Origin of the sequence: uncultured Sulfitobacter sp. (genome assembly GCF_947500075.1) — a bacterium.
Lineage (GTDB): Bacteria > Pseudomonadota > Alphaproteobacteria > Rhodobacterales > Rhodobacteraceae > Sulfitobacter.
Map to the genome: position 1 here is coordinate 60,740 of NZ_CANMQS010000006.1, position 22,589 is coordinate 83,328.

The following is a 22,589-nucleotide window of genomic DNA, read 5'->3' on the forward strand; positions in this document are numbered from 1 at the left end:
CCCAGTTCCCGGAGATCAGGGACATGGCCCCCGGGTCACGACCCGTTGTTATCCACGGGCCAGTCGGTAGCCGGCATCGCGCAGACAACGCGCCTCAAACCCGCGGCGTTTGCCGTCATAGGTGCGGAACGTGTAATGGCAGCGCTGCGGCAGGCTGTTCACATGGCGGTAGTGTTTGTTCAGGCAGCGCTGACCGAACATGCGGTAAGTGCCCTGCCGCGTATCGACGCTGCGGAAACACCGCTGCGGCAGCAGTTTGCGGTTCACTCTCTGTGGCAAGGGGCGCGGCTTGATCCGGTGCGGCTTGTACGCATGTTCTTTGTAGACCGGCGCGGGACGGTGCGCCTTGCGCTTCTTGTCCTTGTTTTTGTCATGGATGATCGCCCCCACCACGGCCAGACCAAGAATGGCGGCAAGGGCGCGGGCGGTGTCGCGGTCATCGGCGTAGGCAGGTGCGCTGCCCAGCGCGGTCAGGGCAATGGCAGCAGCGGAAACGGTAGCAATGAACTTCCTGTACATGGGTTTTCCTTTCATGTGGGCAGCGCGGGGGTATTCCCACACCAGGGCCTTTGGCGGCTCTGACCCAACACTCGGCCCAACCCAGAAAGACAGGCAATAACACCCCCCTGTTATTGGATATCAGCCCGCCCAACCCCCTTGAGATATTGAATAACTGACCCAAAAAGCGCAGACAGGACGACATGAAACACAATGCCCTCTCTTTGCTGACCGCGCTCCTGCTGGCGGCCGCTGTGCCTGCCTCTGCGGCGGGGTGCTATGCGGATTACAAGGCCAAACAGGACAACCCCTTGCGCCTGCACTACGGTGTCGCGGAAATTCGCGGGGCCTGTAATGCCGGTGCGGCGCGGTCCGAACTTGCCGACCGTCTGGCCGCCCAAGGCTGGACCTTGCTGAATATCGTGTCCGTCTTCGGAGAAGAGGGACTTGCCCAAAGGAAGAACAGTGCCGGATCAAACTACCTCCGCTTCTGACATGCGCCGCTTTGGCGGGCGCTTTGTCGGGCTGGGCATCGCGGCCATCATTGTCCTGCTGCTGGTGGGTGCAGTGGTGCTCTTCTGGGCACTCCCGGATGCCAACACCTTTGACGCGCAGGTCACCCGTATCTTTGTCGAAAACGACGATCTGACCAGTGGCGCGGAAATCAAGCTGCTGGAGATCCTCGCCCAGTCCGGGACGGCCTTTTCTGATACGCTGGCCAGCTACCGCGTTGTGATCATGGTGCTGTTGGTCTTTGCCACCGCCATGCTGATCGCCGCACTGGTGTTCCTGATCATGCTGATCAGCTTCAACCGCCGTATGGCCCAGATTGAGCGGACCGGCATTCAGGTGTCTTCCCTTCTGATCAGCCGGGAGGAAAACACCGTCTACCTCAACAACCTCGGCTTCAAGCTGACCGATGCCGCGATGGAGACCATGTCCGTGCTGGCGGAGGCGCGGATGGATGATGACGTGCTGTCGGGCGCTGAGATCGAAGGGATGATCTCAGGCCGCAGTGCGTCCGATTGTGAGGAGGCCGCCGGGGCCACGCGGATCAAACGTCTGCGCGACACGCTGGGCAATCAGATTGTCTCGGAACTGCTGGTCAAGAACATCGCGCGGCGCGGCTATATGCTGTCCATCGACAAAGACGTGATCAAGGTGATCTGACCGCCCCCTCTGGTCATTGCCAGCGCACCGGGTCTAGGGTGCCGTAAAGATCAGCGGAGGAACCCCCCATGCCCGTCCCCAAGAACCCCTTCAAAGCAGCGCTCGCCAAGGGTGAGACCGTCTTTGGCTGCTGGCTTGGCCTTGCCGATACGTTCTCGGCTGAATTGATGGGCACAGCCGGGTTCGACTGGATGGTGATCGATGGTGAGCACGGGCCAAACGACCTGCGGTCCATCATCGCCCAGCTTCAGGTGCTTGAGGCGAGCGACAGCCACCCCGTTGTCCGCCTGCCCATCGGCGAAACCTATATGGTCAAACAGGTGCTGGACGCAGGCGCGCAGACCGTATTGGTCCCCATGGTCGAAAGCGCGGAGCAGGCCCGCCAATTGGTGCGTGATGTGACCTACCCGCCCCATGGCGACCGGGGCGTGGGATATGCCCTGACCCGTGCGGCGCGGTTTTCACAGACCAAGGACTACGGCAAGACGGCAGATGCAGAGATTTGCCTGCTGGTGCAGGTTGAGAACCGCGCCGGGATCGCGGCACTCGATGACATCCTTGGTGTTGAAGGCGTGCACGGCGTCTTTATCGGCCCTGCTGATCTGGCGGCTGACATGGGCCACATGGGTAACGCGCTGCACGAAGACGTGCAGGCGGTGATCATGGACGCGCTCAAACGTATCCGCGCGGCAGGCAAGGCCCCCGGCATCCTGTCCACACATGATCCGATGACCGAAGCGGCCATCGCGGCGGGCGCTCAGTTTGTCGCTGTGGGCGCGGATGTGCTGATCCTGTCGCATGGCGCACAAGCGCTGGCGTCGAAATGGAAGTCCCACAAGGGATGAAAGCTGGCATTCTTCTGCTGGGAGCGGCCTATGTCCTCAGCCAGTTCTTCCGGGCCTTTCTCGCGGTTCTGACACCGATCCTCGGCGCAGATATCGGCGCATCCGCAGATGACCTCGCCCGTGCGTCAGGCCTGTGGTTTCTTGCATTCGCCGCGATGCAGATCCCCGTTGGCTGGGCTTTGGACACGCTTGGACCCCGGCGCACAGCGGGATGGATCCTGCTCGGCGGTGGTGGCGGCGGGGCGGCGATCTTTGCCCTTGCCACGGCACCCTGGCACATTGACGTGGCGATGACCCTCATTGGCGTCGGGTGTTCCCCGGTGCTGATGGCCTCATTCTATATCTTCGGACGGGAATACCCGCCTGCCCGCTTCGCCGTTCTGGCAAGCCTCATGCTCGCCATTGGCAGTTCAGGCAATCTGGTCGCGGCCTACCCGATGGCACTGGCCGCGGAACTTGTCGGCTGGCGCGCCTCCCTTTGGGCACTGGCGAGCCTCAGCACGCTGGTCGCTCTGGGCATCTTCGCCTTTGTACGCGATCCCGCCCCCGTGGAAGGAGAGGAAAGCGGCTCCCTCCTCGCGCTCTTCCGGGTGAGGGCGCTTTGGCTCATCTATCCGCTGATTGGCGTCAGCTATGCCATCTCCATCGCGGTGCGGGGCCTGTGGATCGGACCGTATCTGTCAGACACCTTCGCCGCCACCGTCAGCCAGATCGGGACCGCCAGTCTGGTGATGGGCATTGGCATGGTGGTCGGCGCCCTCGCCTATGCACAGGCGGACCGGATGCTCCCCTCCCGCAAGTGGATGATCGTGGGCGGCAGCGTCTTGATTCTCGGGTTTGGCGGGGTGCTGATCACCGCACCAACCCGTTCGCTCCTGCTCTCGGCCACCATGATGGCCGCAACCGGGTTCTTCGGCGCGAACTATGCCGTGCTGATGGCGCACGGGCGCAGCTTTCTGCCCCCTGCGTTGATCGGACGCGGGGTGACGATGCTGAACCTCTTTTCCATCGGCGGTGTCGGTGTCTTGCAGGTGCTGTCGGGCCGCGTGTACCGCTCAGCACTCGCAAATGGTGCGGCCCCGACCGAAGCCTATGTCGCCGTCTTCACCCTGTTCGTCGCCAGCCTTGCACTGGGACTGGCGTTCTACCTCTTCAGCCGCGACAGTCCCGCTGACTGATCGGGGGCGATCCCCCTTTCCCTCAGGGCCTGCACGCGCTAAAGGGCGCGCACCTTAGTATATTGGAGAGATCAAATGGGGTATCGCGTCGCCGTCGTAGGCGCCACTGGCAATGTGGGCCGCGAAATGCTGAACATCCTGGCCGAGCGCCAGTTTCCTGCGGATGAAGTGGTGGCCCTGGCCAGCCGCCGTTCCCAGGGCACGGAAGTCAGCTTCGGGGACAAGACGCTGAAATGCAAAGACCTCGACACGTTTGATTTCACCGGCTGGGACATGGCGCTTTTCGCCGTAGGGTCCGAAGCCACGAAGAAATACGCGCCGGGGGCCGCGAAGGCGGGCTGCGTGGTGATCGATAACTCATCGCTCTACCGCTATGAGCCCGACATCCCGCTGATCGTGCCAGAGGTGAACCCGCAGGCGATCCATGGCTATGCCAAGCGCAACATCATTGCCAACCCGAATTGTTCGACCGCGCAAATGGTTGTGGCGCTGAAACCCCTGCACGACCGCGCGACGATCAAACGCGTTGTGGTCAGCACCTATCAATCCGTATCGGGTGCCGGCAAGGAAGGTGCGGATGAGCTGTGGGATCAGACCAAGTCGATCTACAACCCCACCGACGACAAGCCGCCCAAGAAGTTCACCAAGCAGATCGCTTTCAACGTGATCCCGCACATCGATGTTTTCATGGAAGACGGCTCGACCAAGGAAGAGTGGAAGATGGTGGCGGAGACGAAGAAGATCGTTGATCCAAAGATCAAGGTCACCGCCACCTGTGTGCGCGTACCTGTCTTCGTCGGCCATTCTGAAGCCGTGAACATCGAGTTCGAAGATCATCTGGACGAGGCAGAAGCCCGCGACATCCTGCGTGAGGCCCCCGGCGTCATGGTGATCGACAAGCGTGAAGACGGCGGCTACGTCACGCCCGTCGAATGTGTGGGCGACTTTGCCACCTTCATCAGCCGCATCCGTCAGGACAGCACGATTGATAACGGCCTGAACCTGTGGTGCGTGTCGGACAACCTGCGCAAGGGTGCTGCGTTGAACGCCGTGCAGATTGCGGAGCTGCTGGGCCGTGAGGTTCTCAAGAAGGGCTGAGCAACCCTTTGCAGTTAAATCATCAAAGGGAGCCGCCGGGCTCCCTTTTTTCATCCCTCATCGTCAATCACGTTGATCTCGTCCTCCAGCAGGTCTCCTTGCCTGCGCCCTGCCAGCCAGTCCTGGCCATGCGGATGCCCCGGCATCGGCGCGCCGAATTTCTTCACCAGCGCGCGATAGCGGTACCCAACTGTCGCGGTGTTACACACAAAGGCGCCACCAATCGTATAGATTGCCAGTCCGCTGCCATGAGGACGAAACACATACCCCCGGCGCTGCATCCGCGCGGTCAGTACATCCCAGTCTTCCGCCAGTTTGAAGACAGGCTCCAACGCCCGTTGCAGACGGCCCTTTTCGGTTGAGGTGAGCGATTTGGTCTCCAGAGGTGACTCTACAAACGCCTCTCCCAAGGTGCCGTGGGGATGGCCGGGCATGGCTGCCGCAAATCGGCGCACCAACGTGCGGTAAGCAAATCCCAATTCGGAGCCTTTGCACACCCGTGTCCCGCAGGACGTTTTGTGCAGCGCGATGCCACCGCCAGCGGGACGCAATTCATACCCATGTCGGCGCAGGCGCAGCGCCAGATCATCCCACCCCTCCGCCTCTGCCATATCCCGGGCGAGGAGCGCCTGAAGGGCGGCGACGAGCCCCTCATCCGCCCGGTTGGCCGTCTTCGGATTAAGGCGGCGGTCCACCTCTTTCGCCAGAAGCACCCGCACCAGATGCCCGACCGTTACATCCTGCGCGGACGCCACACGCCCTGCATTGCTCAACAGTTCGGGAGAGATTTTCAGTGTTACAGTCTCAAGTGTCATACCAAGACACTGCAAGAGAATCGGTTAACCGAAGCTTAAAACCGCTCCGCCCGCAGGACTTCGCAATCCACCACCGACACCACGCCGATGTGCCGCTCAACCACTTCAAACGCAGCATCCAACAGCCCGTCCAGCCGATCCGGCCGGATCATGCAGACCACGCAGACCATCCCACTGGCGCGGCTGACCTGTCCTGACCGGCTCCACTGGCCAGACCGGCCCGATCCGCCAAACACGGGCAGGATCGTATACCCCGTCACGCCCGCCTTGGTCAGCGCATCTGTCAGCCGCGACTGCATGATCGCCTCAATCGTGATTTCCACCCGCTTGGCCTTGTGCGTCTGCATCGCGCTACCCTCCTGTCGCAAAGCTGGCAACCGCCACATAGAGCGGTATCCCCAGCGTCAGATTAAACGGAAATGTCACCCCCAGCGACAGCGTCAGGTAAATCGACGGGTTCGCTTCCGGCAATGCCACCCGCATCGCGGCGGGCACCGCGATGTAGGACGCGGAGGCCGACAGCACCATCATCAACGCCACCCCGCCGGTGCTCAGCCCCAGCAAAAGCCCCGCGGCCAGCCCAAAGGCACTGCCGACAACCGGCATGATCACCCCAAACACCAGCGGACCGGGGCGCAACACCGCGCCCCCTTCCCGCAGCCCGCGCCCGGCGACCAGCCCCATATCCAACAGAAACAGACACAAGACACCCTGAAACGGCGAGACGATGAAACTCTCGATCCGCGCCAGCCCATCTGCACCGGTGATCCCGCCAATGACAAACGACCCCACCAGCAACACGATGGACCCGTTCAACATGATCTCCCGCATCAGCTCGGGATCCATCCGGCGGCCATCGCCCTGCCCGCGTGAAATCAACCACAGCGCGGACAGGATCGCCGGCGCCTCCATCGCCGCAGCAACGGCCACCATGTACCCTTCGGAGGCAATCCCGCTGCTTTCCAGCACCGACGTCGCCGCCACAAAGGTCACAATCGAAATGGAGCCATAGTGAGCCGCCACCGCAGCCGCATCCAGCCGGCTCAACCCCGTCATCCCCCGCAACAACGCAAAGGCAATCAGCGGCAACAGGAAGGACAGCACTATCCCCGCCAGCAGCGACAGGGCCAACCGCGCATCAATCCCATGATCCGCAACACTGACCCCGCCTTTGAAGCCAATGGCAAAGAGCAGATAAATCGACATCCCCTTGGCCACAGCTTCGGGAAAGCTCAGATCAGACCGCGCCAGTGCCGCCAGAACGCCCAGCGCAAAACACAGGATGATCGGTGACAACAGGTTGGTGGCCGCAAGCGATAGGATTTGATCCATGAAACTTTTCCTCTTCAGGCAAAGGCTCCATCGCCACTGACACCGGCGGCGTCAAGCCTCAGACGGGGACAAACTTCTCTTCGTTGGGCAGATATTGTTCCAACCCACCCTCGCCGATGTCGGTCCACAACCCATGCAGGCTCAGCGTCCCGGCCGTCAGCCCGTCTCTCACCCACGGGAAGGTCAGCAGATTTTCCAGCGACACGACCACCGCCTGCCGCTCCAACTGGCGCAGCTGTTCGGTGCTGTCCTCAATCTCGGCAACCTTGTCGAACTTCGGGCGCAGGATATCCATCCAGCGGCCAACAAAGCTCTCGTTGGTTTCCAGCTCCGGCGCTTCGCCCTTGCACATGGCCGCACATCCCGCCACGCCGCCGCAGTTGGAATGGCCAAGCACGATCAGATGCGCAACCTTGAGCGCAGTCACAGCATATTCAATCGCCGCCGAGGTGCCGTGCTGCGATCCGTCAGGCTGGTAGGGCGGCACCAGATTGGCGATATTGCGGTGGATGAACAACTCACCATTATCCGCACCCAGGATAGCGGTGACCTGCACGCGGCTGTCACAACATGAAATTACCATCGCGCGCGGGTGCTGGCCTTCGGCCGCCAGATGGCGATGCCAGGCGGCGTTGTCGGCATATCCGGTCGCTTTCCACCCGTGATAGCGCTGCACCAGATAAGGAGGAAGCGGTTTGATCCGTCTCATGGCGTCTGTCCCTTTGCGACTTTTCCTCGCGATACCCTAAAATTCTTGCCATTTCGAGCGAAAATACCGCCCCGCCTCAACCATTTGCACATCACACTGCCTCATATTTCACCTCAGCCGTGGGGGCTGTTACAGGGGTGAGACGGAATGCAGGTTTTGCAAATGAAACCGGTTGAGCAGGTTGTGCTCGATCAGGACCGGCTGAGCGCCCTCTATTCAGAGCTGGGCGCAGCGGGTGCAGAAGACGTGGTCTGCCGCGCCATGGAGGAACTTGCCCAGCGGCTGGCCCGGTGTGACACGCTTTATCATCAAAGCGACTGGAGCAGTCTGCGCAAGAACACCCGGTCGCTCATTGCGATTGCAGATCAGGTGGGGATGTTCACGCTGTCCAAGGTCGCGGCGGATGTCACCGCATGTATTGATCGCAACGACCACGTGGCGCTGGCTGCAACGCTCTCACGGCTGATCCGCACAGGCGAACGGTCGCTGACGGCGGTCTGGGACATGCACGATATCCCGATCTGACAGGGTGCAGGGTCCGTTTGCATTTGGGGTCCGCGTACTTGCAGGGCCAGCGCAATAGGCTAGGGTCAGCCGCATCACAACCATCACGGATGCCAGCCCATGACTCTCGCCTTTGCCCCTGCCACAGATATCGCGATACCGCTGCATGTGCTGGAGGAAACAGCGCTTAAAGGCTGGCTCGATGCACAAGACGACGCGACCCGCGCCTGGGTCACGGCACAGGGGTTCACCGGCGCAATCGGTCAGGCGCTCAGCCTGCCTGATGCGACAGGCACCCCGCACATGGCCCTCGCGGGCTACGGCACCCCAGCCGCCCGCCGCCGTACACGGTTTGCGCTGGCAGCCGCTGCGGCGCGGTTGCCAAAAGGCACCTATACCATCGCGTCCGGCCTTGATGCGGAGACCCAGCAGATCGAAGCCCTCGGCTGGCTCCTCGCCGCCTACCGCTTTGACCGCTACAAGACCCAAACGCCGCTTGGCGCCAAATTGCAGGCCAATGACGCGCTCAACACCGACCGCATCCTTGCTTTGGCCCATGGCGAAGCCCTCACCCGTACACTGATCAACACTCCCGCCTCCGACATGGGCCCACCCGATCTGGAACAGGCCGCCCGCGACCTGGCAGAGATGCACAGCGCCCAGATCAGCGTGATCACAGGCGACGCCCTGCTGGAACAGAACTTTCCGCTGATCCACACGGTGGGCCGCGCGGCAGACCGTGCGCCGCGCCTGATCGACATGCGCTGGGGCGACAGCGGGCCGACCCTAACGCTGGTGGGCAAAGGCGTGTGCTTTGACACCGGCGGGCTGAACCTCAAATCCGGCGCGTCGATGGGCTTGATGAAAAAGGACATGGGCGGCGCCGCAGCGGTTCTAGGCCTTGCCCATATGATCATGGCAACCCAGCGCAAACTGCAACTGCGCGTTCTGATCCCTGCGGTCGAAAACGCCGTCTCCGGCAACGCTTTCCGCCCCGGTGACATCCTGCCTTCCCGCAAGGGCCTGACGGTTGAGATCAACAACACCGACGCCGAAGGCCGCCTGGTGCTGGCCGATGCTTTGGCGCTCGCTGCCGAAGAAGAGCCCGATCAGATCATCTCCATGGCCACCCTCACCGGTGCCGCCCGCGTCGCCGTCGGCCCAGACCTTGCGCCCTATTACACCGATGCTCCCGCCTTTGCCGCTGCCCTTGAAGCCGCCGCCACAGAAGAATCCGACCCCGTCTGGCGCCTGCCTTTCCATGACCCCTATGAGAGCATGATCGAACCCGGCATCGCAGATCTCGACAACGCGCCCAAAGGCGGCTTCGCAGGCTCCATCACCGCCGCGCTCTTCCTGCGCAGGTTCGCAGGCGATGGTGCCTATGCCCATTTCGACATCTACGGCTGGCAACCCAGCGATGCCCCCGCCCGCGCCAAGGGCGGTGTGGGTCAAGGGACGCGGGCGCTTTATGGGGCGCTGGACCGCATTTTGAAGACATGAGCGACCCGCGCATTACGCCTGACCCGGCACTGATCCACCAAAGAATGCCAGCGACCATTGGTTGGGAAAGCGCAGAACTCTGCCGCGCACCGGGCGGTGACCGGGACCGTGAATTGGTTTTCGGTGATACGGTGATCTGCTTCTCCACCGTGAAAGGACCGCATGAGTGGGATTGGGCTTATCTGCAATCCGACAAGGATGGATACTGCGGTTACGTCGAAATGATGGACCTTGGCACGCCTCATAAAGTCACGCCTGTACCCGCTGGACAAACTGCATCACATCAGGTCATTGCCCGCCAAACCCACTGCTACGAAAAACCCGACTTCAAATCTGACGACTTCGGTCGTCGAAGCTTTGGTAGCAAAGTTATCGTGTTGGATGAAACCGAAAGGTATATTGAAACCCCCGAAGGCTATATCCCCAAACCTCACGTAGCACCCCTCACCGAACTCTTCTCCGACCCCGCCGACGTCGCCGCGATCTTCCTCGGCACCCCCTACCTCTGGGGCGGCAACACCTGCTGGGGCATCGACTGCTCGGGCCTCGTACAGGCTGCCCTGCTTGCCTGTGGCATCCCATGCCCCGGTGACAGCGACATGCAACACTCCCTTGGCAGCCCCGCAACGGGCCCCTACAAACGCAACGATCTGCTGTTCTGGAAAGGCCACGTCGCCCTCGTCACGGACACCAATACCCTGATCCACGCCAACGCCGCCACAATGTCCACCACCTATGAACCCATCGACACCGCCATCGCCCGCATCGCAGCCCAGGGCGACGGCCCTATCACAGCGCACCGCCGGTTGTAACGCGCCGGCCTTCTGCACCAGGCGGGTCCCACGGTCTCGCCATATCCCGTCTCGAACAGGACAACACCACGCCCGCCCCTCTTTTTGGCCAAAAATATCCCTACGCAACGCACGCCACTCAAAGCAACGTCAGTTTGCTACTCCACCGACCGGATCAGCTTGCGCTCCAGCACACGCAACACCGCCTTCAGATCATGCCCCCGGCGCAGCACCTGCCCATCGGTCCCCAGAACCGCGTACATCCCCTGCTTGTTGCGCAGCTTGGGCCGCTTCTCGATCCGGTACAGCGGCACCTCAGCCGTGCGCCGGAACACCGAGAACACCGCGACATCCTTCAAGAACGACATCCCGTAATCCCGCCATTCCCCCGCCGCGACCATCCGCCCGTAAAGCGACAGAATCAAGGACAGTTCAGTACGGTGAAAGGCAACTTGTTCAGGCGGGCGCTCAAACGGGGTCACCTTGGGCGGCAAAGGGATGTTCATACTCTATCAGTTGCGCCATTCGGCCCCCAAATCAAGCCTCTCACAGGGGCAGGTCGCATCAAAACCGTTGAAAGCGTTACAATCTGGTGTAGTGTGCCCGAAATATGAAACATGAAGGCTCCCGATGACCCCACAGGACCGCGCCGAGAAATGCGCTGAATTGATGTTCGCCCAGGACAAGGCCAGCCCCGGTCTGGGCATGCGCATTGTACAGGTTTCCCCCGGTTGTGCGGTGATGGAAATGCCCGTGCGCGCTGATATGCTGAACGGCCATGGCATCTGCCACGGCGGGTTCATCTTCTCGCTCGCTGACAGCGCATTTGCCTTTGCCTGCAACAGCTACAACCGGCTGACCGTTGCCCAGCAGAACCAGATCACCTACCTCACACCGGGCAAGGCAGGCGAAACCCTGCGCGCCGATGCACGCGAAGTGTCCCGCACCGGGCGCTCAGGCGTGTACGACGTCACTGTCACCGGCGAAGACGGCCGCACCGTCGCCCTGTTCCGCGGCCTCTCCCGCACCGTCAAAGGCACCCATTTCGAAGAAGAAAGCACCGCACCATGAAAGACCTCACACCAGACCGCAGCACCCTCGACCCCATCGAAATCGCCAGCCGGGATGAGATCAGCGCGCTGCAAGTCGAACGGCTGAAGTGGTCCCTGCGCCATGCCTATGACAACGTGCCCTTCTACAAGCAAAGCTTCGACGCCGCCGGGGTGCACCCCGATGACCTGAAATCCCTAGAAGACCTCGCGAAGTTCCCCTTCACCGTCAAAACCGACCTGCGCGACAATTATCCTTTCAAGATGTTCGCCGTCCCGCGCACCAAACTGGCGCGGCTGCATGCCTCCTCCGGCACCACAGGCGCACCCACGGTTGTGGGCTATACCCAGAATGATCTGGATGTCTGGGGCACGGTCGTTGCCCGTTCGCTGCGCGCCGCCGGGATGACACCGGGCGACATGCTGCACAACGCCTACGGCTATGGTCTGTTCACCGGAGGGCTGGGCATCCATCTGGGCGCGGATGCGCTGGGGTTGGTCACCTACCCTGTGTCCGGCGGCATGACCCCGCGACAGGTGCGCCTGATCAAGGATTTTGAACCCAAGGGGATCACGGTAACCCCCTCCTATTCCCTCTCGATCCTGGATGAATTCGCCGCGCAGGGCCTGGACCCGCGCGATACCTCACTTGAAGTCGGCATTTTCGGCGCGGAACCCTGGACCAACGCCATGCGGCAGGAAATCGAACAGGCTTTCGACATGCACGCCGTCGACATCTACGGCCTGAGCGAGGTGATGGGCCCCGGCGTTTCCATGGAATGTGTGGAAACAAAAGACGGGCTGCACATCTGGGAGGACCATTTCTACCCCGAGATCATCAACCCCGAAACCGGCCAACCCGTAGCCGAAGGCGAACAGGGGGAGCTGGTCTTTACCTCTCTCAGCAAGGAAGCCTTCCCGATCATCCGCTACCGCACCCGCGATCTGACCCGCCTCTTGCCGGGGACCGCGCGCAGCATGCGCCGGATGGAGAAAGTCACAGGCCGCAGCGATGACATGATCATCCTGCGCGGCGTCAACGTCTTCCCCACGCAGATCGAGGAAGCACTGATGGAAACACCCGGCCTTGCGCCGCACTTCCAGATTGAACTGAGCCGCCCGGAGCGGATGGACGTCATGCGCGTGCTGTGTGAATGCGCCGATGCCAGCATGAGCGCCGACGACCGGAACACCGCGGCACGCGCCTTGTCCGGAAAAATCAAACAAACCGTGGGCGTCAGTGCAAAGGTGGACGTCACGGACGTCGGAGGCGTCGCGCGTTCGGAAGGCAAAGCGGTGCGGATCATCGACAATCGCCCCAAAAGCTGAAAGGTGCGACCTGCCGCAGCAGGATAAGCGGCACATGGCTTCTGGCCTAGGTCGTGTTGACATTCAGCGCGCAACCTCAGCGCGCTGAATGTCAGCGCGACCTAGACTCCGTAGCGGGCCATAAACGTCTCAACCGCCCCATCGACCACGCGGTCGATCTCCTCTGGCGTAACGCTCTTGCTGACCCCGAAGATCAGCCGCGCCCAGACGTCGGCCTTGCACAACTCGCCGAACTGGTCCGCCGCAAGGATATAGTCGTCAATCCGCAACTCTCCCCGCGCTTCGGCTTCCTCGAAATACGCTGCCATCTCCGCCCGCATCACCGCCGGACCGGAGTTGTAGAACCGCTGGCCCAGTTCCGGGAACCTGTCAGATTCTGCCACACACATGCGGAAAATCTGCTGCCCGAAGGTCGAGGTAATGAACCGCAGAAAATGCCGTCCGGCCTGCCCCAGAACGGCGCGCGGCGGGGCGTCCATTTCGATACTGTCGAGCGCCTCTTGCGACTGGCGCACACATTCGGCATTGGCCACTTCCATGAACAATAACCGCTTGTCCGGGAAATAGCTGTAAAGCGTCGCCTTGGACACCGCAGCCACCCGTGCAATCTCATCCACACTTGCCCCTTCGAAACCATCAGCCATGAAAACCGCCCGCGCGCCTTCCAGCACCTGGTCGAATTTCCGGCCTTTTCGAATTCTTGGGGATGGTGCGTTCATGGTGTTCCTGTCTTGGTAGCGGACACGATAGCCAGCGCGCGGCATCGTTCCAAGGTTTTTATGGCATATCACAAGGATGCCGTCGCGTAGGTCGTCCTCTCCCTTGCTGGCAGCAGTCTACCCAAGCCAACACGGACCTGCGTTGACCTGGGTCAAACCCAGCCGCCGCTTGCACCTTTTGCGATTGCTCTCTACCCCTACCATCATGCTCGCCATCTTTCTCAAGACATTGCCATTCTTTGCCCTCATCGGGCTGGGCTACTGGGCGGGCCGCACACGTTTCTTCACGGCCGAAGCGACCGCTTATCTGACGAAATTCGTCTTCTACTTCGCCCTGTCGGCCATGCTGTTCCGCTTCGCCGCCAACCTGTCCCTGAGCGAGGTCTGGGACACCCGGCTTGTCATCGCCTACCTTTGGGGCACGGCGTTCGTCTATGGCATCGCAACGCTCGTCGCCTTCCTGCGCGGCCTGGACGTCGAAACCGCCGCGATTGAGGCGCAGGTGGCTGCCATCGGCAACGTCGGTTTTCTGGGCGTGCCGATGCTGACGCTGCTGCTGGGGCCCGAAGCCATTGGCCCGGTGATGCTGGTTCTTGCGGTGGACCTGATCGTCTTTTCCAGTCTGATCGTGATCCTCATCACCGGGTCGCGCGATGGCCGGATGAGCCCTGCGCTCTTCCGCTCCATCGGTCTTGGCCTGCTGCGCAATCCGATGATCGTGGCAATTGTGCTGGGCTTTGCCTGGTCCAGCCTCGCCATCCCGATCCCTGTACCGATGAACGAATTCCTCGCCATTCTCGGCGCTGCCGCCACGCCCGGCGCGCTTTTTGCCATTGGCGCGTCACTGGCCACCAAATCGGCAGAACGATTGCACATCGCAGGCTGGCTCAGCTTTTGTAAACTCGCCCTGCATCCGCTACTGGTGGGCATTGCCATGCTGATCTTCAAAGTCGACCCTTACAAAGCTGGCGTTGCCATATCCGCCGCCGCCCTGCCGGTGGCGGGAAACGTCTACATGCTGGCCCAGCATTACGGCGTCGCCCCGCACCGTGTCTCTGCCGCCATCCTGATTTCAACCGCCGCCAGCATCATCACGGTCAGCCTGATCGTGGCCTGGGTGCTGACGCAATGAACCTGACAACATGAAAGGAACCCCCATGAAAACAATATCCGAGAACGCCTGTTTCGGCGGCACCCAAGGTGTCTATTCCCATGCCTCCACCGCCTGCGGGTGCGAGATGACCTTTGGCCTTTTCCTGCCCGAAGAAGCGCGCGATGGCCCGGTGCCGGTGCTTTGGTATCTGTCGGGACTGACCTGCACCCACGAAAATGCGATGACAAAAGCCGGTGCACAGGCATGGGCGGCGGAACATGGGATCGCGCTGGTGTTCCCTGACACCTCTCCGCGCGGCGATGATGTCGCGGATGACGAAGCCTATGATCTGGGCAAGGGCGCAGGTTTCTACGTGAACGCCACGCAAGACCCATGGGCACCCCATTTCAAGATGTGGGACTACATTGCCGAAGAACTTCCCACACTGATTGGCAGAAACTTCGAAATCGACATGGACCGCCAAGGCATCACCGGCCACTCCATGGGCGGGCACGGCGCGCTGACGCTGGCGATGAACCTGCCGGGCCGCTATGCCTCTGTCTCCGCCTTTGCGCCGATTACCAACCCCACCGCCAGCGACTGGGGCCGCAAGCAGCTGACCGCCTATCTGGGCCCGGATGAGGCCACATGGGCCCGCCATGACGCAACCCTCCTGATGGCCGACAAGGGCTTTGACGGACCGATCCTGATCGACCAGGGCGCCAGCGATCAATTCCTCGACCTGCTCAAACCCGAAGCGCTGGCCGCCGCCATCGCCAGCAAACGCCAGCAGGCCACCTTCCGCATGCAGCCGGGATACGACCACAGCTACTTCTTCGTCTCCACCTTCATGGAAGACCACGTGGCTTTTCACGCTGAAGCGCTCTACGCCAAATGACCGCGCTCTACATCGACGCGGACGCCTGCCCGGTAAAGGCAGAGGCGGAAAAGGTCGCAACCCGGCACAAGGTCAGGATGTTCGTCGTCTCCAACGGCGGTTTGCGCCCTTCGGCCAACCCGTATGTTGAGACGGTGATCGTCCCGGATGGGCCAGACGTGGCCGACATGTGGATCGCAGACCGGGCAGGGCCCGGCGACGTGGTCGTGACCGGAGACATCCCACTGGCTGCCAAATGTGTGGAAGCAGGTGCGCGCGTCCTCAAACACAACGGCGAAGCCCTGACGGCGGCCAACATCGGCAACGTGCTGGCCACCCGCGATCTGATGGCAGACCTGCGCGCGGCTGACCCGTTCCGACAGGGGGGCGGCAAAGGGTTTACAAAAGCGGACCGCTCCCGTTTCCTCGAAGCACTGGAGCGTGAATTGCGCACTGCCCAGCGACCTTAATCGTTTTCTTTGAAAGAAAACGGTCGGAAAGTTTGAAACTTTCCGATCCTGAGTTGAAAGGCCACCCATGACCATCCAAGCCGTCGTCTTTGACATCGGAAACGTCCTGATCGAATGGGACCCCGAACGCTTCTTTGACAGCGAAATCGGACCCGACCGCCGCCGCGCCTTCTTTGCCGCAGTCGACATGAGCGGCGTGAACGAACGCTCCGACATGGGAGAGGCGTTTCACAAACTCATGGCCGAAACCGCCGCCGCCCACCCGGACTGGGAGACGGAGGTCAACATCTGGCGCGACCGCTGGATCGACCTTGCCAGCCCCGCCATCGACCATTCCGTCCGGCTGATGGCCGCCTTGCAAGCGCGCAAGGTCCCGGTCTTCTCCCTCTCCAACTTCGGCATCCAGACCTATGACATCGCCGCCGCCAAATACCCGTTCCTGCGCCACTTCGACCGCGATTTCGTCTCGGGCCATCTGCGCATGATGAAACCCGATCCCGCGATCTATCAGCACCTCGAACAGGAAAGCGGCATCCCGCCTGACGCCCTCCTCTTTGCCGACGACCGTGCCGACAACATCGTCGCAGCCACCGCGCGCGGCTGGCAGACGCATCTCTTTGAACATCCCCAAGGCTGGGCGGACTGCCTGGTCTCAGAAGGCCTGCTCACAGCGGAGGAAGCACAATGACCGTGCCCTTTATCCCCTTCGCAGAAGCCGAGCCGCTGCTCGACTGGATCGGCCTCACCGATGCACTTGCCGCCGGGCATACCCTGCCAAAGGCCGAGATTGGCGATACCTTCCTCTACCGCAGCCCCGATACCCTGCTCAGCCGCGCAGCATGGATCGACGGGCTTGGCATGGCCGTCAAAACCGCGACCGTTTTTCCGGGCAACCCCGCCAAGGGAAAACCCATGATCAACGGCGGACTGAACCTCTATGCCGACGACGATGGCACGCTTGCCGCCATCGTGGACTTTCACCTCGTTACCAAATGGAAGACCGCCGGGGACAGCCTGCTTGCCGCCCGCCGCCTTGCGCGCCCGGAGAGCGAAAACATCCTGATCGTCGGCGCAGGCAATCAGGGCCGCGCGCTCCACGCCGCCTACAGCGCGGCCTTCCCCCACGCGCAATTCACCGTCTGGAACCGCACCCGCGCCAATGCAGAGGTGATGGCGGACGCACTCCCTAACCTCCGCATCGCCGACGATCTGGAAAGCGCCGTGCGCGCGGCGGACATCATCACCTCCGCCACCATGTCCACTGACCCGCTGATCCAAGGCGACTGGCTGCAACCGGGGCAACACGTCGACCTCATCGGCGCCTACCGCCCAGACATGCGGGAGGTCGATGATACCGCCCTCACCCGCGCCCGTGTCTTTGTCGACAGCTTCGACACCACCATCGGCCATATCGGAGAGATCAACATCCCCCTCGAAGCCGGCACAATCACCCGCGACCACCTGATCGCCGACTACTACGACCTTGCCCGCTTCACCCGACTGCCGGACGACATCACCCTGTTCAAAAATGGCGGCGGTGCGCATCTGGATCTGATGACCAGCCGCTACATTCTGGACCGCTGGAACGCGGGTTAAGCCGTCACCACGCCTTCCAGACGTTTCTCGCGAATGGGCAAATGCACAATCGCGCTGAACGCCCCGACGCCAACGCCGATCCACCACACGGCGGTGTAGCTGCCAAATGCATCATACATCCGCCCGCCCAGCCAGATGCCCATGAAACTGCCAATCTGGTGGCTAAGGAAAATGATGCCGAACAACGTGCCCATATACCGCAGCCCATAGATATGCGCGACCAACCCGGAGGTCAGCGGCACCGTCGCCAGCCACAGCGATCCCATCGCCAGCGAAAACACAATGACTGTCATCGGCGTCATCGGCAGCAGGATGAACACTCCCGTCACCACCGTCCGCGCGGTATAGATCCCGGCCAGCAGGTACTTCTTTGGAAACCGCGCGCCGGCCCAGCCTGCCGCCAGCGTGCCTGCGATGTTGGCCAGACCGATCAGCGCAATCGCCCAGGCCCCCAGCGCCGACGTGGTCGTGATCCCCAGATTGTGCAGCACAGACCCAGCCATGATCGGCCCACAAACCTCTGTCACGAACGCAGGGAAATGCGCGGTGATGAACCCCAACTGATACCCGCATGAGAAAAAGCCGACAAAGATCAACGTATAGGACGGATCCCTGAACGCTTTCACCAGAATCTCACCCAGGCTTTCCTCCAGCTCTGCCCGGCTGGCCATCGCAGGCGCGCGCATCATCGGCAGCAAAAACAGCATCCCCATGATCGCAACCGCAAAGACCAGAAACACTGACTGCCAGCTCATCACGCCCAACAACCATTCGGCTGTCGGCGCGCCGAACACCTGCCCGACACTGCCCGCCGCCGTGACCATCGCCAAAGCCATCGACCGGTTCTCATCCGATGCCGCGCGCCCCACGACTGCCAGAACCACCCCAAACCCCGTGCCCGCAATGCCGAACCCCACCAGCCAGGCATAGGCCTGATGTGCAAAAGGCGTGACCGCATTGGCCGACAACACCAGTCCCAGCGCATAGACCACCGCACCAATCACAATCGCCCGCCGGTCGCCGATCTTCTCCGCCACCGCGCCAAAGATCGGCTGGCCGATTCCCCACGCGAGGTTCTGAATGGCAATCGCCAGCGAAAACTCCGCCCGCAGCCAGCCAAATTCCTCCGCAATGGGGATCTGAAACACGCCGAATGACGCGCGAATGGCGAAACTGACAAGAATGATTGCACAGCTCACCAGCAAGACCGGGGTGAACAGGGAGGCGGATTTGGTCATGGGGGCTCCGATAAGGTCACCGCAGATGTGACCGCATGTACCGGGCATGGTCAAACGACAAGTTGTGATGGCCGCAATTCCCAATCCCGAACGGTCGCACGCTTTTCAAACTGCAATCGGGCGTGTAAGCCCGACACGATGACTGCGATGACAGACCTTTATGCCGCGCACATTGCAGACGGCACCTTGCAGGCAGACGCCGCGCAGCAGGCCGTCCTGCCAGAGTTTGACCGCATCCAGACCGCCCTGAACCAACCCGTCAAAAAAGGGCTGTTCCGCAAAGCGCCGGAGCCGCCGAAGGGCCTTTATCTGTGGGGCGGCGTGGGGCGTGGCAAATCCATGCTGATGGATCTGTTTGTTGAAAACCTGGGCGACATCCCCGCCCGCCGCGTTCATTTCCATGCCTTCATGCAGGAAATCCACAGCGCCATGCACGAGGTCCGCAAAACCGGCGTGGATGATGCAATCGCACCGGTCGCGGCAGATGTCGCAGCCTCCGTGCGCTTGCTCGCCTTTGATGAAATGCAGATCACCGACATCACCGATGCGATGATCGTCGGCCGCTTGTTTGAAGCGCTCTTTGCGGCGGGTGTTGTGGTCATTACCACGTCCAACCGCATCCCGGACGATCTGTACAAACACGGGCTGAACCGGAACCTGTTTTTGCCCTTCATTGACCTGATCAAGGATCGGATGGTGGTCCATGAAATGGTCAGCCCCACCGACTACCGCCAGGACCGGCTTGCCGGGACGCCCGTTTATTTCACCCCCGCCGGGGCTGAGGCACGCGCGCAGATGGATGCGGTCTGGACCGATCTGACAGGGGGACCGGGCGCTCCGCTGACCCTGCGGGTCAAAGGGCGCGACGTGGTGCTTGACGCTTTTCGCAATGGCGTGGCCCGCTCGGGGTTTCATGACCTCTGTGGAAAGGCGCTTGGCCCCGCGGACTATCTGGCCGTGGCAGAAGCGGTGCGGGTCCTGCTGCTGGATGACATCCCGCAACTGGGCCGCAGCAACTTCAACGAAGCCAAACGCTTCGTCACCTTGATTGATGCGCTTTATGAAGCGCGCGTTCGGCTCATCTGCTCTGCCGCGGCAGCGCCGGAGATGCTCTACGTCGAGGGGGAAGGCACGTTCGAATTTGCGCGCACAGCGTCACGCCTGCGCGAAATGCAGTCAGAGGGTTGGGGCGAAGAATAAGATCGCCGCCCCGCCAACAACCTCAGCCGTCAGAAGCAATAACCAATTCACCACCGGTGACAGGCACCTCTGGATGATAGGGCGCGTTGCTTTCTGAAATGAACCAAAGGCCACCAAAAATAATGCCGATGCCGACAGCCGCAAAAATTGCCTGTGCGCGGGTAATACGGTCGGATTCCGCCCCCAACGCCCCGCGTGGGTCGCTCAAATGTGCCATAGCACTCTCCTCAGTCTTTTCAGTATTTTGCGGTCATGCCGCTTTCTGAATTGTGCTCAGGGTACACTAAGAAGTGGTTACCGCAATATGGAAAGTTTCCGGATTTTGAACAATCATGTTAATGCGTGGTTAATTGTTCTCACGTAGAATCGCACCTGCAAGGTAGAGCGATCCGCAGATCAGGATGCGCGCATCCGGGTTCTGGTCCAGAATACGGTCCATCGCCGCTTCGATGTTTTCCGCTTCAAATGCTTCAAATCCGGCCGCGCGCGCCGCTGCTGCTGTCTGAGCCGCTGGCAAGGTTGCGGCTTCTCCGGGGATGGAGACCGCATGCAGGCTCCGTGCCTGTGCCGCCAGCGGGCGCAGATAACCGCCAATGTCCTTGGTGTTCAGCATCCCGCAGATCAGATGCGTCTCCCGGTCCGGCCCTTCGGCCAGCACCGACGCCAGCGCCTCTCCAGCCGCCGGGTTATGCCCGCCATCCAGCCACACATCAGCACGCCCCGCGCGCTCCACCAACGGGCCACCCACCAGCCGCTGCATCCGTGCAGGCCAGCTCACATCGCGCATCGCGGCTTCAAAAGCCGCCTCCCCGCGTTGCAGATGCCGCAAAGCCGCCAGCGCCGTGCCCGCGTTCTCAATCTGATGCGCGCCGCGCAGCGCGGGCAATGGCAGGTCCAGCAACCCGTCTTCGTCCTGAAAGATCAACCGCCCGCCCTCAACGCTGACATGCCAATGCTGACCATGCACCAGCAGCGGCGCACCCAGTTTGGCCGCACGCGCTTCGATCACCTCCAGCGCTTCGTCTTCCTGCCGCCCCACAACACAGGGCACCCCGCGTTTGAGGATCCCGGCTTTCTCCCCGGCTATGGCACCCAGCGTGTCGCCCAGAAACTGCTGATGGTCGATGGAGACCGGCGTGATCACACAAAGCGCAGGTTCATCCACCACGTTCGTCGCATCCAGACGCCCGCCCAGACCGACTTCAAGCAGGGTATAATCCGCAGGGGTACGGGAAAACGCCAGCAAGGCAGCGGCGGTCGTGATCTCAAAATAGGTAATCGCCGCCGTGCCATTTGCGGCATAACATTCATCCAGCACATCCGTCAGCGCGGGTTCACTGATCAAGGTGCCTGCCAGCCTGATCCGCTCATGAAATCGCGCCAGATGCGGCGAGGTATAGACATGCGCAGACGCGCCCGCCCCCTCAAGCCCCGCGCGGATCATTGCCAGCGTCGATCCCTTGCCGTTGGTGCCTGCCACGTGAATGACCGGTGGCATGTCCTTCTGCGGATCGCCCAAAGCGCCCAGCAACCGCCACATCCGGTCCAGCGTGAGGTCAATGATCTTGGGGTGCAACGCCATCATCCGCTCAAGGATGATGTCCGATGTGGCCGCGCTCATTTCTTGGAGGTCTCCGGCGCCTCGGTCTCATCACTCAGCGCGTGATCCAGATCACCACCCGGTTCGGGTGGTGGCAGATCCCCCCGCACGGCAGGGGGCAACCCCAGCAGCATGCGCGTGATGGTGATCAATTCCTCGCGCAGCTCGGTGCGCGATGTGACCCGGTCCAGCATCCCGTGATCCAGCAGGTATTCCGCCCGCTGGAACCCGTCAGGCAGCTTTTCGCGGATGGTCTGTTCAATCACCCGTGGTCCGGCAAAACAGATCAGCGCATTGGGTTCAGCGATATGCACATCGCCCAGCATCGCATAACTGGCCGTCACACCGCCGGTGGTCGGATGGGTCAGCACCACGATGTAAGGCAGGCCCGCCTCTTTGAGCATCTGAACCGCCACAGTCGTGCGCGGCATCTGCATCAGGCTCAATATCCCTTCCTGCATCCGCGCGCCTCCGGCGGCGGAAAACAGGATCAGCGGGCGCTTCAGCTTCACCGCCTCTTCCGCCGCGGCGATGATCGCGTTGCCCACATACATCCCCATGGAACCGGCCATGAAGGAAAAGTCCTGACAGGCCGCCACAATCGGCGTGCGCCCGATCTCTCCGGTGGCCACCAGCATCGCCTCGGCCTCTCCGGTTTGCTTTTGCGCGGCCTTCAGCCGGTCCGGATACCGCTTCTGATCGCGAAACTGCAACGGATCGGCAGGCGGTGAGGGCACGGCAACCTCGGTAAAGATCCCACCATCAAACAGAGAGATAAACCGGTCCCGCGGCCCGATCGGCATGTGATGCCCGCAATTCGTGCAGACGTTCAGATTGTCTGAAACCTCTCGGTGAAACAGCATCGTTCCACAGTCATCACACTTGGTCCAAAGATTGTCCGGCGTCTCCCGACGCGAAAAGATCGAGTTGATCCGGGGGCGGACGTAATTCGTGATCCAGTTCATTGAAATCCTC

General features: G+C 61.6%; 27 protein-coding genes. 16 read left to right on the forward strand and 11 right to left on the reverse strand.

Annotated features, from left to right (window positions below; genetic code table 11):
* Positions 1-48: 48 nt before the first annotated feature.
* Entirely contained in the window at positions 49-519 is a 471-nt protein-coding gene (locus Q1A91_RS17975; protein WP_299880743.1) for a hypothetical protein, read from the reverse strand.
* A 182-nt stretch (positions 520-701) separates the two neighbouring features.
* Here Q1A91_RS17975 and Q1A91_RS17980 point away from each other — a divergent pair, with 182 nt between their 5' ends.
* The 5 genes from Q1A91_RS17980 (at position 702) to Q1A91_RS18000 (ending at position 4,789) form a co-directional block, all read left to right on the forward strand.
* A complete protein-coding gene (locus Q1A91_RS17980; protein ID WP_299880746.1) occupies positions 702-992 on the forward strand; it encodes a hypothetical protein in 291 nt (96 codons plus the stop codon).
* 1 nt (position 993) lies between these two features.
* A complete protein-coding gene (locus Q1A91_RS17985) occupies positions 994-1,668 on the forward strand; it encodes a hypothetical protein (protein WP_299881385.1) in 675 nt (224 codons plus the stop codon).
* A 68-nt stretch (positions 1,669-1,736) separates the two neighbouring features.
* On the forward strand, positions 1,737-2,513 hold the full coding sequence (locus tag Q1A91_RS17990; protein WP_299880749.1) for an HpcH/HpaI aldolase/citrate lyase family protein: 777 nt from the start codon (positions 1,737-1,739) through the stop codon (positions 2,511-2,513).
* Positions 2,510-3,691 (forward strand): MFS transporter, encoded by a 1,182-nt coding sequence (locus Q1A91_RS17995; protein ID WP_299880752.1) that lies wholly within the window; start codon positions 2,510-2,512, stop codon positions 3,689-3,691. Before Q1A91_RS17990 ends, Q1A91_RS17995 begins: the two co-directional genes overlap by 4 nt.
* A gap of 75 nt (positions 3,692-3,766) precedes the next feature.
* A complete protein-coding gene (locus tag Q1A91_RS18000; RefSeq protein WP_299880755.1) occupies positions 3,767-4,789 on the forward strand; it encodes an aspartate-semialdehyde dehydrogenase in 1,023 nt (340 codons plus the stop codon).
* 50 nt (positions 4,790-4,839) lie between these two features.
* On the opposite strand, the gene Q1A91_RS18005 is transcribed toward Q1A91_RS18000, so the two are convergent.
* The 4 genes from Q1A91_RS18005 to Q1A91_RS18020 are packed head-to-tail and all read right to left on the reverse strand — an operon-like array spanning position 4,840 to position 7,645.
* The gene (locus Q1A91_RS18005; RefSeq protein ID WP_299880758.1) at positions 4,840-5,604 is read right to left on the reverse strand and encodes a hypothetical protein; all 765 of its coding nucleotides are present in this window, start codon (positions 5,602-5,604) and stop codon (positions 4,840-4,842) included.
* A gap of 35 nt (positions 5,605-5,639) precedes the next feature.
* Positions 5,640-5,951, reverse strand: coding sequence for a transcriptional regulator (locus tag Q1A91_RS18010; RefSeq protein WP_299880761.1), 312 nt, complete (start codon positions 5,949-5,951; stop codon positions 5,640-5,642).
* Positions 5,952-5,955: 4 nt separating this feature from the next.
* Positions 5,956-6,936 (reverse strand): sodium-dependent bicarbonate transport family permease, encoded by a 981-nt coding sequence (locus Q1A91_RS18015; protein WP_299880764.1) that lies wholly within the window; start codon positions 6,934-6,936, stop codon positions 5,956-5,958.
* A gap of 58 nt (positions 6,937-6,994) precedes the next feature.
* Positions 6,995-7,645: a carbonic anhydrase gene (locus tag Q1A91_RS18020; RefSeq protein WP_299880766.1), complete on the reverse strand. Its 651-nt coding sequence runs from the start codon at positions 7,643-7,645 to the stop codon at positions 6,995-6,997.
* 162 nt (positions 7,646-7,807) lie between these two features.
* On the opposite strand from Q1A91_RS18020, the gene Q1A91_RS18025 reads away from it, so the two are divergent.
* The 3 genes from Q1A91_RS18025 to Q1A91_RS18035 all read left to right on the forward strand — a co-directional run bounded on the left by Q1A91_RS18025 (position 7,808) and on the right by Q1A91_RS18035 (position 10,464).
* Positions 7,808-8,170, forward strand: coding sequence for a hypothetical protein (locus Q1A91_RS18025; protein ID WP_299880769.1), 363 nt, complete (start codon positions 7,808-7,810; stop codon positions 8,168-8,170).
* Between the two features lie 99 nt (positions 8,171-8,269).
* On the forward strand, positions 8,270-9,652 hold the full coding sequence (locus Q1A91_RS18030) for a M17 family metallopeptidase (RefSeq protein ID WP_299880772.1): 1,383 nt from the start codon (positions 8,270-8,272) through the stop codon (positions 9,650-9,652).
* A gap of 44 nt (positions 9,653-9,696) precedes the next feature.
* The gene (locus Q1A91_RS18035; protein WP_299880775.1) at positions 9,697-10,464 is read left to right on the forward strand and encodes an NlpC/P60 family protein; all 768 of its coding nucleotides are present in this window, start codon (positions 9,697-9,699) and stop codon (positions 10,462-10,464) included.
* A gap of 137 nt (positions 10,465-10,601) precedes the next feature.
* On the opposite strand, the gene Q1A91_RS18040 is transcribed toward Q1A91_RS18035, so the two are convergent.
* Positions 10,602-10,949, reverse strand: a complete 348-nt coding sequence (locus tag Q1A91_RS18040; RefSeq protein ID WP_299880777.1) for a DUF2794 domain-containing protein — start codon at positions 10,947-10,949, stop codon at positions 10,602-10,604.
* A gap of 124 nt (positions 10,950-11,073) precedes the next feature.
* On the opposite strand from Q1A91_RS18040, the gene paaI reads away from it, so the two are divergent.
* The gene (gene paaI / locus Q1A91_RS18045; RefSeq protein WP_299880780.1) at positions 11,074-11,514 is read left to right on the forward strand and encodes a hydroxyphenylacetyl-CoA thioesterase PaaI; all 441 of its coding nucleotides are present in this window, start codon (positions 11,074-11,076) and stop codon (positions 11,512-11,514) included.
* On the forward strand, positions 11,511-12,821 hold the full coding sequence (gene paaK, locus Q1A91_RS18050) for a phenylacetate--CoA ligase PaaK (RefSeq protein ID WP_299880783.1): 1,311 nt from the start codon (positions 11,511-11,513) through the stop codon (positions 12,819-12,821). The genes paaI and paaK overlap by 4 nt, the downstream gene beginning before the upstream one ends.
* Before the next feature lie 101 nt (positions 12,822-12,922).
* Here paaK and Q1A91_RS18055 read toward each other — a convergent pair whose 3' ends face one another.
* Positions 12,923-13,540, reverse strand: coding sequence for a TetR/AcrR family transcriptional regulator (locus tag Q1A91_RS18055; RefSeq protein ID WP_299880787.1), 618 nt, complete (start codon positions 13,538-13,540; stop codon positions 12,923-12,925).
* A 205-nt stretch (positions 13,541-13,745) separates the two neighbouring features.
* Between Q1A91_RS18055 and Q1A91_RS18060 the strand changes: the two genes are divergently transcribed.
* From Q1A91_RS18060 to Q1A91_RS18080, 5 genes are all read left to right on the forward strand, one after another.
* Positions 13,746-14,672 carry an AEC family transporter gene (locus Q1A91_RS18060; protein WP_299880790.1) on the forward strand — a complete coding sequence of 309 codons (927 nt, stop codon included), beginning with the start codon at positions 13,746-13,748 and terminating at the stop codon, positions 14,670-14,672.
* 25 nt (positions 14,673-14,697) lie between these two features.
* On the forward strand, positions 14,698-15,531 hold the full coding sequence (gene fghA / locus Q1A91_RS18065; protein WP_299880793.1) for an S-formylglutathione hydrolase: 834 nt from the start codon (positions 14,698-14,700) through the stop codon (positions 15,529-15,531).
* On the forward strand, positions 15,528-15,980 hold the full coding sequence (locus Q1A91_RS18070; protein ID WP_299880796.1) for a YaiI/YqxD family protein: 453 nt from the start codon (positions 15,528-15,530) through the stop codon (positions 15,978-15,980). Before fghA ends, Q1A91_RS18070 begins: the two co-directional genes overlap by 4 nt.
* 67 nt (positions 15,981-16,047) lie before the next feature.
* The gene (locus tag Q1A91_RS18075; RefSeq protein ID WP_299880798.1) at positions 16,048-16,668 is read left to right on the forward strand and encodes an HAD family phosphatase; all 621 of its coding nucleotides are present in this window, start codon (positions 16,048-16,050) and stop codon (positions 16,666-16,668) included.
* The gene (locus Q1A91_RS18080) at positions 16,665-17,576 is read left to right on the forward strand and encodes an ornithine cyclodeaminase (RefSeq protein ID WP_299880801.1); all 912 of its coding nucleotides are present in this window, start codon (positions 16,665-16,667) and stop codon (positions 17,574-17,576) included. Before Q1A91_RS18075 ends, Q1A91_RS18080 begins: the two co-directional genes overlap by 4 nt.
* Here Q1A91_RS18080 and Q1A91_RS18085 read toward each other — a convergent pair.
* Positions 17,573-18,814: an MFS transporter gene (locus Q1A91_RS18085; RefSeq protein ID WP_299880805.1), complete on the reverse strand. Its 1,242-nt coding sequence runs from the start codon at positions 18,812-18,814 to the stop codon at positions 17,573-17,575. The genes Q1A91_RS18080 and Q1A91_RS18085 overlap by 4 nt on opposite strands.
* A 138-nt stretch (positions 18,815-18,952) precedes the next feature.
* Here Q1A91_RS18085 and zapE point away from each other — a divergent pair, with 138 nt between their 5' ends.
* Entirely contained in the window at positions 18,953-20,014 is a 1,062-nt protein-coding gene (gene zapE, locus Q1A91_RS18090) for a cell division protein ZapE (protein ID WP_299880808.1), read from the forward strand.
* 22 nt (positions 20,015-20,036) lie between these two features.
* Here zapE and Q1A91_RS18095 read toward each other — a convergent pair whose 3' ends face one another.
* The 3 genes from Q1A91_RS18095 to accD all read right to left on the reverse strand — a co-directional run bounded on the left by Q1A91_RS18095 (position 20,037) and on the right by accD (position 22,579).
* The gene (locus Q1A91_RS18095; protein WP_299880811.1) at positions 20,037-20,231 is read right to left on the reverse strand and encodes a hypothetical protein; all 195 of its coding nucleotides are present in this window, start codon (positions 20,229-20,231) and stop codon (positions 20,037-20,039) included.
* Between the two features lie 129 nt (positions 20,232-20,360).
* Positions 20,361-21,635 carry a folylpolyglutamate synthase/dihydrofolate synthase family protein gene (locus tag Q1A91_RS18100; RefSeq protein ID WP_299880814.1) on the reverse strand — a complete coding sequence of 425 codons (1,275 nt, stop codon included), beginning with the start codon at positions 21,633-21,635 and terminating at the stop codon, positions 20,361-20,363.
* Positions 21,632-22,579 (reverse strand): acetyl-CoA carboxylase, carboxyltransferase subunit beta, encoded by a 948-nt coding sequence (gene accD / locus Q1A91_RS18105; protein WP_299880817.1) that lies wholly within the window; start codon positions 22,577-22,579, stop codon positions 21,632-21,634. Before accD ends, Q1A91_RS18100 begins: the two co-directional genes overlap by 4 nt.
* Positions 22,580-22,589: the final 10 nt, after the last annotated feature.